The sequence below is a fragment of the Myxococcus sp. CA051A genome (genome assembly GCF_013336705.1).
GTDB lineage: Bacteria > Myxococcota > Myxococcia > Myxococcales > Myxococcaceae > Myxococcus > Myxococcus llanfairpwllgwyngyllgogerychwyrndrobwllllantysiliogogogochensis.
On the sequence record NZ_JABUMS010000024.1, the window covers coordinates 48,307 to 60,977 of the forward strand.

At 70.6% G+C, this 12,671-nt stretch carries 10 protein-coding genes; 2 read left to right on the forward strand and 8 right to left on the reverse strand.

Translation table 11 applies throughout. From position 1 onward, the window contains the following. Positions 1-106 precede the first annotated feature (106 nt). Together HUA74_RS40525 and HUA74_RS40530 are read left to right on the forward strand one after the other, a co-directional pair. A complete protein-coding gene (locus HUA74_RS40525; protein ID WP_371817387.1) occupies positions 107-2,959 on the forward strand; it encodes a SusC/RagA family TonB-linked outer membrane protein in 2,853 nt (950 codons plus the stop codon). Positions 2,960-2,963: 4 nt separating this feature from the next. Continuing rightward, positions 2,964-4,343, forward strand: coding sequence for a RagB/SusD family nutrient uptake outer membrane protein (locus HUA74_RS40530; RefSeq protein WP_174458872.1), 1,380 nt, complete (start codon positions 2,964-2,966; stop codon positions 4,341-4,343). Between the two features lie 104 nt (positions 4,344-4,447). On the opposite strand, the gene HUA74_RS40535 is transcribed toward HUA74_RS40530, so the two are convergent. The 8 genes from HUA74_RS40535 to HUA74_RS40570 form a co-directional block, all read right to left on the reverse strand. Further along, positions 4,448-5,338, reverse strand: a complete 891-nt coding sequence (locus HUA74_RS40535; RefSeq protein ID WP_174458873.1) for an NAD(P)-dependent oxidoreductase — start codon at positions 5,336-5,338, stop codon at positions 4,448-4,450. A gap of 97 nt (positions 5,339-5,435) precedes the next feature. Further along, positions 5,436-7,166, reverse strand: coding sequence for a putative ABC exporter domain-containing protein (locus HUA74_RS40540; protein WP_174458874.1), 1,731 nt, complete (start codon positions 7,164-7,166; stop codon positions 5,436-5,438). Next, positions 7,163-7,921: an ABC transporter ATP-binding protein gene (locus tag HUA74_RS40545; protein ID WP_141644342.1), complete on the reverse strand. Its 759-nt coding sequence runs from the start codon at positions 7,919-7,921 to the stop codon at positions 7,163-7,165. The genes HUA74_RS40540 and HUA74_RS40545 overlap by 4 nt, the downstream gene beginning before the upstream one ends. A gap of 14 nt (positions 7,922-7,935) precedes the next feature. Continuing rightward, on the reverse strand, positions 7,936-8,316 hold the full coding sequence (locus HUA74_RS40550; protein WP_141644343.1) for a response regulator: 381 nt from the start codon (positions 8,314-8,316) through the stop codon (positions 7,936-7,938). Between the two features lie 55 nt (positions 8,317-8,371). Then, on the reverse strand, positions 8,372-9,409 hold the full coding sequence (cheB, locus tag HUA74_RS40555; RefSeq protein WP_141644344.1) for a chemotaxis-specific protein-glutamate methyltransferase CheB: 1,038 nt from the start codon (positions 9,407-9,409) through the stop codon (positions 8,372-8,374). Continuing rightward, positions 9,406-10,287 (reverse strand): protein-glutamate O-methyltransferase CheR, encoded by an 882-nt coding sequence (locus HUA74_RS40560; protein WP_246137324.1) that lies wholly within the window; start codon positions 10,285-10,287, stop codon positions 9,406-9,408. Before HUA74_RS40560 ends, cheB begins: the two co-directional genes overlap by 4 nt. 14 nt (positions 10,288-10,301) lie before the next feature. Then, the gene (locus HUA74_RS40565; protein ID WP_174458875.1) at positions 10,302-12,278 is read right to left on the reverse strand and encodes a HEAT repeat domain-containing protein; all 1,977 of its coding nucleotides are present in this window, start codon (positions 12,276-12,278) and stop codon (positions 10,302-10,304) included. Continuing rightward, positions 12,275-12,664, reverse strand: coding sequence for a hypothetical protein (locus HUA74_RS40570; RefSeq protein ID WP_141644346.1), 390 nt, complete (start codon positions 12,662-12,664; stop codon positions 12,275-12,277). The genes HUA74_RS40565 and HUA74_RS40570 overlap by 4 nt, the downstream gene beginning before the upstream one ends. Between the last annotated feature and the right edge of the window lie 7 nt (positions 12,665-12,671).

Here is a 12,671-nt window from a genome sequence, read left to right on the forward strand (position 1 = left end):
GCAGGCGCCCGCTGCTCAGGCCCCCGCGGTACCGGCGCCCACGGCTCCGGCCAGCACCGCTCCAACGGCTCCCGCGCCGGCCGCCGCGCCCGCTCTGGGTCGCACCGTGAAGGGGCGCGTCGCGGACCGTCTGACGAACGAGGGCCTGCCCCTGGTTCGCGTCATCATCAAGGGCACCACGCAGGGTGTGGAGACGGAGCTGGACGGCACCTTCTCGCTGCCCAACGTCCCGGCGGGCTCGGTGACGCTGCTCTTCTCCAGCCAGGACTACGGCGAGAGGGAAGTGCGCGTCGGCGCCGCGCAGAGCGACGTGACGGTGGCGCTCGACAACATCTTCTCCGAGGAGATGGTCGTCGTGGGTCGAGCCTCCGAGCTCGCCCGTAAGCACCTGGCCAACTCGGTCGCCTCCGTCAGCGCCGAGGAGATGAACCGCGCCCCCGCGCAGACCATCGACCAGGCCCTCCAGGGCAAGGTGGCCGGCGCCAACATCCAGCAGAACTCCGGCGCCCCGGGCGGCGGCATCCAGATGCGCCTGCGCGGCGTGTCCACCATCAACGGCTCCACGGCGCCGCTCTACGTCATCGACGGCGTGCTCGTCAGCGACGTGGCCATCGCCTCCGGCGTCTACGTGGTGACCGACTCCGTGGGCGGCTCCAACCCGAACCCCACGCAGGACAACCAGGTCAACCGCATCGCGGACATCAACCCCAACGACATCGAGAGCATCGAGGTCCTCAAGGGCGCGTCCGCGGCCGCCATCTACGGCTCCAAGGCCGCCAACGGCGTCATCATCATCAACACCAAGCGCGGTCGCGCCGGTGAGCCGAAGTTCGAAATCACCCAGCGCGTGGGCATGTACACGCTGGCCAACAAGCTCGGCAGCCGCCGCTTCGAGACCGTCGAAGAGGCCGTCGAGCAGTTCGGCCCGAACGCGGCCCAGTACTACACGGGCAAGACGTACGACCACGAGGCCAAGCTCGCGGGCCGCAGGGACCTGTCCACGGAGACGCTCGCCAGCGTGAGCGGCGCGTCGGGCAGTACGAAGTACTTCGCCTCCGCGATGCTCCGCAGCGACGAGGGCATCATCGCCAACACGGGCTACGACAAGCAGTCGTTCCGCCTGAACCTGGGTCAGTCGCTGGGCGATGCGGTGGACATCAACGTCGCCACCAACCTCATCCACACGTTGGGCCGGCGCGGCCTCACCAACAACGACAACCAGACCATCACCAACTACATGGTGCTGCCGAACGTGCCCGAGTTCCTCGACATGGAACCGAACGCGCAAGGCGTGTACCCCGTCAACCCGTTCCTGAGAAACGGCGCCAACCCGCTGCAGACGTCCGCGCTGGTGAAGAACGACGAGGACGTGTGGCGCTTCATCGGGTCCGGTGATGCCACCATCCACCTGTGGAAGAACGACGAGAACCACCTGCGCGTGCTCGCCAACGCGGGTGTGGACCGCTTCCAGCAGGAGAACCGGCTGCTGTTCCCGCCAGAGCTCAACTTCGAGCCGGCGGACGACACCTTCCCGGGCACGTCGCTGTTCGGCACCAGCCAGGTGCGCAACCTGAACGGTGGCCTCAACCTGGTGCACTCGTACAAGCCCGCCTCGAAGTTCCTCACCGCCACGACGTCCGGCGGTGTGCAGTTCGAGGAGCGCCGCATCGACTCCACGTACGTCGTCTCCGAGAATCTCAACGCCGGTCAGCCCGGCGTGGACAACGGCACCGTGATTGGCGTGCGCGACACCTCGACGCACATCCGGGACCGCGGCTACTACGTCCAGGAGGAAATCGTCACGTTGGACGACCGGCTCACCCTGGTCGGCGCCATCCGTGGTGAGCAGAGCAGCGCCAACGGCAATCCGAACAAGCTGTTCTTCTACCCGAAGCTGGCGTCCGCCTACCGCATCCCCCTGGCCGTCCCGGTCATCAACGAGCTCAAGGTCCGCGCGGCCTACGGCGAGACGGGCAACCAGCCGCTGTACGGCATGAAGTTCAGCGGCATGAGCGCGCTGGGCAACGTGCAGGGCACCCCGGGCCTCGTCGGCACGGGCGTCGCCGGTGACCCGAACATCCGTCCGGAGCGCCAGCGCGAAATCGAGGCCGGTGTCGACGCGCTGATGTTCGGCGGCGACGTCATGGTGGAGCTGTCGGTGTACCAGCGCGCCATCAGCGACATGCTGCTGCAGCGCGCCCTGCCCAGCTCCACGGGCTTCACCACCCAGTTCGTCAACGGCGGCTCGCTGCGCAACCGCGGCATCGAGGCCATGCTCCAGGTGACGCCGGTGCGCGGGGCGCTCGAGTGGACGAGCTCCGCGACGTTCGCCCTCAACCGCAGCAAGGTGACGAGCCTGCCGGCGGGGCCGTTCCAGGCGGGTGGCTTCGGCAACTCCCTGGGCGCGTTCTTCATCGAGGAGGGCTCGTCCGCCACGCAGATTGTCGGCAACGTCGGCCGCGACGAGAACAACGTCCCCATCGTGAAGAAGATTGGCGACACCGAGCCGACCTTCACGCTCGGCTGGGCCAACACCCTGCGCTACTCGGACCTCACCCTGTCCTTCCTGTGGCACTGGCAGCAGGGCAGCGACGTCATCAACCTGACGCGCTTCCTGTATGACGGCGCCGGCACGTCCGTGGACTACGAGACGGCGGGTCGTCAGCGCCTGCAGGACCGCCGCAACAACGCGGGCATCTACGTGGAGGATGCGTCCTTCGTGAAGCTGCGCGAAGTGACGCTCAGCTACAACCTGCCCAAGGGCTGGGTGTCCGCGATTCCGAAGCTGCAGAACGCGCGACTCAGCCTGAGCGGCCGCAACTTGCTGATGTTCACCAGCTACTCGGGTCTGGACCCCGAGGTGAGCAACTTCGGCAACCAGGCCATCGCTCGCAACATCGACGTCGCCCCCTTCCCCCCCAGCCGCAGCTTCTGGACGTCGCTCGACGTCGGGTTCTAAGGCCATGAATATCTACCAGACGAAGAAGACCGTGTTGGCGCTCTGCGCCGTACTGGGCCTGGGCGGCTGCGGCAGCCTGGACATCGGTGACCTGAACAACCCCAGCCTGGACGAGTTCAAGAACAACCCCACCAGCTCCGCCGTCAACAGCGCGTCCACGGGCCTGCTGCTCGGACACCGCGCGGGCGTGGCGATTCAGAACGGCTACGTCGCGCAGTTGGGTACCATCGGCCGCGAGGCGTACGTCTTCGACCCCGCGGATCCTCGCACTGTGGAGGAGATTCTCGGGCCGACGCTGGACCCGGGCGCTGGCGCCTTCGGCGGCAACTTCTGGGCGGCCCCGTACTCCAACATCCGCAACGCCAACACGGTGCTGGCGGCGCTGGACAAGGTCGCGGCCTTCTCGGACGAGCAGAAGGAGGGCATCCGGGGCTTCACGAAGACCATCCAGGCGCTCGACTTCCTGGTGGTCATCAACACCCACGACACCAACGGCGCGCCCATCGACGTGGACCTGCCGCTGGGCCAGCTGGCGCCCATCGTCGGCAAGGACGCGGTGTTCACCCGCATCGCGACGCTGCTCGACGAGGCGGCCACTCACCTGGACAACGCGGGTGGCTCGTTCTCGTTCCGGCTGACCACCGGCTTCGCGGGCTTCGACACGCCGGAGAAGTTCCGGAAGTTCAACCGCGCCATCAAGGCGCGCGTGTCCGTGTACATGGGCCGCAACGAGGATGCGCTGACGGCGCTGAGCCAGTCGTTCATCGACGCCACCGCGCCCGCTGAAGACGGCGCGAAGGCGGCGGCGCTCGCTTCGCTCAACGTGGGCGTCTACCACGTGTTCCGGGCGGCCTCGGGCGACGTGGACAACAACCTCCTGAGCCTCACCATCGTCGCCCACCCCTCCATCGAGACCGATGCGCCGCGCCAGGCGAACGACGCGCTGGATGACCGGGTCACTCGCAAGACGGCCAAGCTGGACGAGCCGGCGAGCGCCGCGGGTGGCCGGCTGACGGCGGACCGGGGCTTCACGCTGTACCCGTCGGCGGAGTCGCCGGTGCCCATCATCCGTAACGAGGAGCTCATCCTCCTTCGCGCGGAGGCCAACATCGGCCTGGGCCAGATTGGCCCGGCGGCGGATGACCTCAACTACATCCGCACCCGCTCCGGCCGGCTCTCGCCTCGCGCGGACATCACCGCCGCGAACGCCCTGGACGAGCTGCTGGTGCAGAAGCGCTACTCGCTCCTGTTCGAGGGCGGGCACCGGTGGATCGACATGCGTCGCTACAACCGGCTGAACGATCTGCCCCGCAACCTGGACGCCAGCTACGGGCCGCACGAGCGCTACCCCATCCCCGTCGCCGAAATCAACGCGCGACAGTAGGCCGCCGCACCGGGCCTCCAGGGTTGATTCCTGGAGGCCCTCGTCATTCCCGCTCCAGGCGCGCGGCACTGCGCTCGCCTGGAGTCGTGGTCAGCGCCGATGCATCAACGGGCCTTCGGCAACCCGGCGCGCTCCGCCACGAGCGCCCCCAGCGCGGACCAGTCGAGGTCTCCGTGCCCCTGGGCCACGCCACCGAGGTACTGGTCCCTCACGAGACTGGCCAGGGGCATGGGCACCTCCGCCGTGCGCGCCGCCTCCAGCACCAGCCCCACGTCCTTGAGCCCCAGCCGCATGGCGAAGCCCGCCGGCGAGTACTTCTCCTCGGCGATGGCCTGCGCATACCGCTCGAAGATGGGCGAGCGCGCGAAGACGGCCTGGAACAGCTCCAGGAACTGCTTCGGCTCGATGCCTGACTTGCGCGTGAAGGCGAACGCCTCCGCGAGCGACTCCAGCATCGACGCGATGAGGAAGTTGCCGGAGAGCTTCACCACGTTGGCCATGGAGGCCTGCTCCCCCAGCACCGTGAGCCCCCGCCCCAGCGCCTCCAGGAGCGGCCGGCAGCGCTCCACGTCCGCCTTCGTGCCCGCTGCCACCACCCAGAGCTGCTTCGACTCCGCGGCCTCGGGACGGCCGAACACCGGCGCGGCCACGTAGCCCTGGTCCGCGCTCGCGTGCGCGTCCGTGAGGCGCTGGGAGAGCGCCACGGAGATGGTGCTCGACGAGACATGCACGGCGCCCTTCGAAAGCCCCGTGACGATGCCCTGTGGGCCCAGCGCCACGGCTTCCGCCGCGCTGTCGTCCGCGAGCATGCTGAAGACGACCTCCGCGCCCCTGGCGGCCTCCGCCGGCGACGCCACCACGCGGGCGCCCTGCTTCACCAGGGGCTCGCCGCGCGCCGGAGTGCGGTTCCACACCGCCACCTCGTGCCCCGCGGAGAGCAGACTCTTCGCCATGGGCAGCCCCATGTTGCCCAGTCCCACGAAACCCAGCTTCATGTCGCGCTCCCGTCCCTTCGGTCCGCGCCACCCTGCGCCCCGCTTCCGGACGCCGCAAGCACCCTGTCAGCGCGCGTCCAGGAACAAACGCCCGGGCCTACTCCGGGCGGTCCTCGGAGACATCCAGGTGTTCGAAAGCGCGGCCCAGCGTGAGCACGCCCAGGCCCACCTCCCCCGCCAGCACGGCCGACGCGGCCGCCGCCCCCAAAGGCAGCGCCCACACCTCCAGCGAGGACCACAAGGGGAAGCCCACCACCGCGCCCGCCAGCGCCGCCGGCAACAAGCCCACCAGCGACACCACCAGCGAGCCCACCAACGTCAGCAGGCGCTGCCCGAGCGCCTCGATGCCCCGCGCGCTCCCCGTCCTGTCCGCGGGCACCCACGCCGGAAACAGCACCACCGCAGCGTTCTGGACGAAGAGCCCGGCCAACGACACCGTGGGCAGCAGTACCGCGAGCGCCACCCCACCCGGCCACCACCACGTCGCAAGCCACGGGTCCTCGGCGCCCGGGCCACACAGCAGACCCACCGTCAGGAGCCCGAGCTGGAGCGCGCCCACCACCAGCGCCGATGCCGCCAGCTCCGCCCCCACCACCTGCCAGCCCGCCAGCGGCAACGCGCGCAGCAGGTCCAGCTTCGGCAGGTCCATGCGCAGGTCCATGCGGAAGACGCTCGGCCCCACCACCGCCATCATCGCCGCGAGCGACACGCCCAGCGGCCCCAGCACCCGGCGCGTGTCCGTGAAGAAGCGCGACTCGCCCATCATCGCGACGATGGCGCACCCCAGCAGCAGCGAGGCCAGCACCGACACCACGCCCCCCGTCATCCGCCTCCGGGTGATGAGGTTCTTCCAGATGAGCGCCACCTCCGGACGCCCTCGCGCCGACAGCCGGAAGGGGGCCTTGCGCGAGGCGAGCGCTCCGCCCCGGGCGCTCCCTCCCGAGGCCCGCTGGGCCCGCTCGCGCGTGCGCGTCTCGGCCTGCGTCACCGCGGACTCCTCGAAGGGGACCTCCGCCAGCCGCACCCAGACGTAGTGCGCCAGCGCGAGCACCAGCACCGGGGGGAGCGCGCTCAGGAAGTCGCTCGCGTCCCGCGCCAACGCGGGCGCCACCAGCAGCCGCGCGGGCCACAGCACCGCGCTCAACCCTGGCGCCTCCACCAGCGACTGCACCCAGTTGCGCAGCACCCCGGGTGTCCCCACCGTCCTGGGGAACGGGTGCGCCTCCAGCGAGGAGTACACCGCCAGGCCCACCGCCGCGAGCACGCACCCCAGCGCCACCCAGCGCGCCACCAGGCCCCGAGTGCCCCACTCCCCCCAGCGCGTGCGCATGAAGGACGCGGCCGTGGAGTGCAGATACAGCGTCCCCAGGGACAGGAACGCGCCCAGGAAGAAGAAGCCCGGAGCCGGGCTCACCAACCGGCCGACGAACAGCGAGGCGAACAACGCGCCGGCCCCAGCGCCCATCAATCCGCGAGCCAGCTTGTAGTGCAGCAGCGAGCGCCGGGTGACGGGCGCGGGGAACAGCTGCACCACCTCCGACTCCGTGAAGGTCAGCGAGGGACGGTCCGGCCCCAGCGCCCACGCGGAGAACACGGTGACGAGCGCGGAGACGACCAGTGACAGCTCCGCGAACAGCCGCACCCCGGGAGGCACGTTGCTCAACGTCCCACCGAACTCCAGCCGTCGCAGGAAGATGGAGTAGACATAGCCCAGTCCCACCAGGGCCCCGACGAGGTAGCGCGGCCTGCGCAATCGCTGGAGCTGGAGCCGCAGGCGGTTGCGCGAGGAGGCCAGCCACAGGAACACGACGGCGCTCGAGAAGCTCACGGCGGGGGCTTCTCCGTCTCCGCCGCGCTGGTGATGCGCACGAAGAGGTCCTCCAGCGACGCGCTCTCGCCCTCCGGTCCACTCAGCCTCGCGCGAATCGCCTCCAGGCTGCCCAGCGCCATGGCCCGCCCTCCGGCAATCACCAGCAGCCGGTGGCACAGCTCCTCCACCAGCGGCAGCAGGTGCGAGGACAACACCAGCGCCGCGCCCTCCTCCGCGCGCCGCCGCAACGACGCCTTCATCCGGCGGATGCCAATCGGGTCCAACCCCGTGAGGGGCTCGTCCAGGAGGATGAGCTTGGGCGAGTGCAGGAAGCCGCAGGCGATGGACAGCTTCTGCTTCATGCCGCGCGACAGTTCACCCGGCAGCGCCTTCTCCTTGCCCGTCAGCTCCATCTCCTCCAAGAGCGCCTTGCCTCGCTCCTCCCAGTCCTCCACGCCGTAGAGGCGCGCGGTGAAGTTCAGGTGCTCCCACACCGTGAGGTAGTCGAAGAAGCGCGGCTCGTCCGGCAGGAAGGCCAGTTCACGCTTGGCGTCCACCGCGTCCTTCGCCAAATCGTAGCCCGCCACCACCACCCGGCCCGACGTGGGAGGAAGAATGCCCGCGAGGCATCGAAGCGTGGACGTCTTGCCCGCGCCGTTGGGGCCCACCAGCCCCAGCACCTCGCCGGGTGCGACCGCGAAGGTGAGGCCCTGCACGGCGTTCACCGCGCCGTAGCGCTTCTCCAGGCCCGCCACCCGCAGGACGAAGTCCATTCGCTCGCTCGCCCTCAGTCCAGCTTCAGCAAGTCCCTGACGGTGTCCATCACCACCTTGGCCTGCACGGGCTTCACCAGGTACGCGCTCGCGCCCAGGGACAGGGCCCGCTCGCGGTCCGCCGCCGCGCCTTCCGTCGTGATGACGACGATGGGCACATGGCGATGGTCCGTCGCCTGACGGATGTGGTGGATGAGCTTGAGGCCATCCATCAACGGCATGTTGATGTCCGTGAGCACCAGGTCGAAGCGTCCCTGGGTCAACTTCTTCAGTCCCTCGGCGCCGTCCTGCGCCTCGGTGCAGACCATCCCGCTGATGCGTTGCAACGCGTACATGATGCTGCGTCGCATGGCCTGCGAGTCGTCCACCACCAGTGCTCGAATCTGCTGCGTCATGACCCGCCCAGACTAACACCCGGGCCTCTTCCACCGCCCGCTGTTCCGCGTCCCCTCATCGCCGCCGCCGGGCGATGGCCGCCAGCGCGGGTCCGATTTCCCCCAGTCGCAGCACCCGCTTCACCGCCCCCGAGGCGATGGCCTCGCCTGGCATGCCGAAGACGACCGCCGTCTCCTCCGACTCGGCCCACACCTCTCCGCCCACGCGCTGCACCTCGCGCGCCCCCACCGCCCCATCCGCGCCCATGCCCGTCAGCACCACCGCCAGCGCGCGGTTGCCCAACACCTGCGCCACGCTGGTGAAGAGCCGGTCCACGCTCGGCGCGTATTTGTCCAGGTGCGTGAGCGGCGGCGTCTGCAGCTCCAGCCGAGTGCCGCGCTCCACCACCACGAGGTGCCGCCCGCCCGGAGCGATGTACACGTGCCCCGGCTGCACCACGTCACCCTCATTCGCCTCCGTCACCGTGAAGGGGCCAATGCGGTCCAGCCGGTCCGCGAAGGCCCGGGTGAACTGCGCGGGCATGTGCTGACTCACCAGCACGCATGGCGTGGGCTCCGCGGCCAGTCCCTCCAGCACGCGCTGCACCGCGGGAGGTCCCCCCGTCGAGGCGCCGATGGCCACCACCAGCGGAAGCTCGCCCGCCACCGCGAGCGCCCGAGCCCCGGGCGAGGCGTGACGCTGCCCCGGCCGCACATGCAGCGCCGCTCGCACCTTCTCCAGCAGCTCCTGGCGAAGGACTTCCAACTCCGCCGGGGTGCCCTTGGCGGGCTTGGCGATGAAGTCGAACGCGCCAAGCTCCAGCGCCTTGAAGACGTCCGAGCGGTGCGCATAGCTGGAGATGACGATGACCGGCGTGGGCGCCGTGCGCATCAGCAGCCGGAGGAACGTGTAGCCGCCCAGCTTCGGCATCTCCAGGTCCAACGTCACCACGTCGGGCTTCAGCTCCAGGACCTTCTTCAGCCCCTCCTCACCATCGGCCGCGCGGTCCAACACCCTCACGTCCGGCGCGGACTCCAGCAGCGTGGTCAGCGTGTGCCGGTTGTGCGCGGAGTCGTCGATGACGAGCACGGAGACGCCCTTCTGCCCGCTCATCGCGCCTCGCCCCCCGTCAGCCCTGGCAGCTCCGGCCGCCGGTACACCAGGTCGCCTCGCAGGTGGACCAGCTCGAAGTCGGCGCCCAGGTTGAGCAGATTCTCCGAGTGACCCAGCAGCAGATAGCCTCCCGGCACCAGCCGGTCTCGCAGGATGCGCAGCACCCGCCTGCGCGCGGACTGGTCGAAGTAGATCATCACGTTGCGGCAGAAGACCGCGTCCATCTTCATCACCAGCTGACTGCCCGCCTCGTCCAGCAGGTTGTGGTGACCGAAGGACACCATCGCCCGGACGTCGTCGCGCACCCGCACCTTCGCGTTGCCCGCCGGAACGAAGAAGCGCTCGAGCAGGTCCGCCGACGTGGCGCGCAGCGCGGACGGCCCATACTCCGCGCGCCGCGCCATCGACAGCACGCGCCGGGAGATGTCGCTGCCGTACACCTCCACGTCCCAGTCCTCGAAGCGGCGCTCGTCCTTGAGGAGCATCGCCAGCGTGTACGCCTCCTCGCCGGACGAGCACCCCGCGGACCACAGCCGCAGCCGACGCGTGCGCCCGTTGCGCTTCTCCAACAGCGGCAACAGCTCCTCGCGGAACGCCTTGAGCTGCGAGGGCTCCCGGAAGAAGTACGTCTCGTGCGTGGTGAGCGACTCGACCGCGGCCTCCAGCTCCGCGTGCCGGTTCGCGTCGTAGCGAAGGTAGCGGTGATACGCGCTGAAGTCCGGCACGCCCAGCGCCTCCAGCCGAGGCCACAGCCGCCGCTCCATGACGAACTTCATGTCCTCGTGCACCAGGATGCCGCAGTGCGAGTACACGTGGTCCCTCAGGAGCCGGAACTCCTCCGCCGTCATCTCCGGCCGGCTGTCGTCGAAGCGCGCCACCCCGTGTCCCTCTCTCAGCGCCGAGCCAGGCGCTCCACCGCGTCCGACAGCGCCTGTCGGGCCAGGACGTCCGACTCCGCCTTCAGCGCCCGCTGGGTGGGGCCCAGACACTCCGGCCCTCCCGAATCTCCCAGCACCCGCGCCGCCGCCGCGCGAACGTCCCAGTGCGGATGCTCCAGCAGCGACACCGCCAACGACACGCCCTCCCGAGACACCGCTCCCGCCGACAACACCGCCTTCACCACCTCCGCGTCCGGATGACCCGAAGCCTCTCTCAACACGCGCTCACCCACCCGCCCAAGCCGCGACAACGCGCGCACCGCCGCCACCGCGAGCGCTCCGTCGGGATGGCGGACCAGCGGCTCCAGTTCGGTGACACGGTCCATCGCGCCACTCTCACCCACCGCCTCCACCGCCGCCCGTCGCACGGAGGACTCCTCGTCCTGGAGCGCGGAGCGCAAGAGCGCCCCCGCCTCCGTGCCGCCCAGTCTTCCCATGGCCCGCGCGCCCGCGGCTCGCACCGGCGCGGCCTCGTCCGCGAGCGCCGCCCGCGCCAGCTCGCGTCCCACCCCGCCGTCCACCTCGCCAGCGACTTCCACCGCCGCCGCCCGCCACCGGGGGTCCACGTCCCGCGCCAGCTTGCGCAGCGAAGGCAACGCGGGGGCGCCACCCACCCGGCCCAGCGCGGCCACCGCCACCGGCGTCGCCCTCCGAGCCACCGCATCCTCCAGGGCCGCGAGCACCGCCCCGCGACAGCTGCCCGCGAGCACACCCAGCGCCCGCGTCGCCGCGCCCGCCGTCACCGAGTCCCTCAGCAAATCGACCAGGGGGCCCGCGGCCTCCGCTGAGCGCGTGCGCCCCAACGCCCGCACCACCACGCCGCGCAAGTCGTCCTCCGCCCACTCCAGCAGCGCGCACAGCGGCGTGACGGACGTCGCATCCACCAGGTCCACCAGCGCCTCGGCCGCCGCGGCCCTCGCGGGCGCGGACAGGTCCGACATCGCCGCGAGCAACGTGCGCCCACCCTCCGCGCCCAGCCGTCCCAGCGTGCTCAGCACGTCCCGCAGCAAGCGGTCCTCGCGCGCCGCTTCGGCCACGGGCACGGCCAGGGACGCCTCGCCCAGCGCCGCCACCGCCAGCAGCGCGCCCGCGCGCACCGTCACATCCTCCGACTCCAGCGCCTGCGCCAGCCGAGCCACCGCGTCTGGCAACCGCCGCAGCGCCGCGCGGATGACGGCCTCCAGCTCGCAGCGCCGCGCGGGCTCCACGAGCGACGCCTGCGTGCCCAGCGCCGCCAGCGCGGCCTCGCGCACCGAACGGGTGGCCGACTCCAGCCCCAGGCACAGCCGCTCCGTGGCCGCCACCTGCGGAATGAGACCCAGCGCACGGAAGGCACTGCGCCGCAGCCGCGCGTCGTCCAGCAGCGCCACGACCACCGGCAACGGCGGCGGACGGCGCAGCAGCACCAGTCCCTCCAGCGCGGACAGGCGCAAGAGCGGCTCCGGGTCCCCCAGCAGTCGCTCCAGCGCGCGAGCGCCGTGCTCACTGCCCACGCGGCCCAGCGCCTCCGACACGGCCACGCGCACGTTCAGGTCCGGGTCCTCCAGTGCCTGGACCAGCGGCGCCTCCGCCACGTGAAGTCCGAGCTGCCCGAGGATGTCCGCCGCGAACTTGCGCTGGTCCGGGTCCGCGTGTCCCAGCAGCTTCACCAGGGGACTCAGGGCTGGAAGGCCCAGTCCCACGAGCGCCTCGGCCGCCGCGTTGCGAGCCCCCGTCTCACCGCGCTCGCCCAGGACCCCCACGAGACGGAGGGCCACGTCCTCGGGCGCGGCCAACCGCTGGAGCCCCTCCGCCGCCGCGTGGCGCACGCGCCAGCTCTCGTCGTGCAGCCCCGTGAGGAGCACGTCCAGGATGCCCTCGCCACGCGGGTCCAACTCCTGGAGCGCGCGGTAGCGCTCCTCCTCCGCGGGAAAGACGGGCAGGTGGCTCATGAGGCGAGGACCCGGTCGGAGCCTTCCTGCGCATAGAACCAGATGGCGTAGATGCCCAGGCAGGTGCCCAGCGGGAAGTTGAACAGCCCGACGATTCCCAACACCAGCGCGAGCACCCGCGACCATCCGCGCCGCTTCAACAAGCCGATGCCGGCGATGACGCCCGGCAGGCCGAAGGCCAGGACGCACGCGCTGATGCCGCCGCCGAAGAGCCAGTAGCTCGCGCGGTCCTCGGCCAGCGACGACTCGCTCACCATCATCGCCCCGGCGAACGCGAAGAAGACGGCCAGGCCGACGCCCACGAGCACCGTCAGCGCGTTGATGGCGATGAACGCGATGCCCAGGATGCGGCGGTGGTTGTCCAAGTCACTGCGCTGCAGGTCCATCGTCACC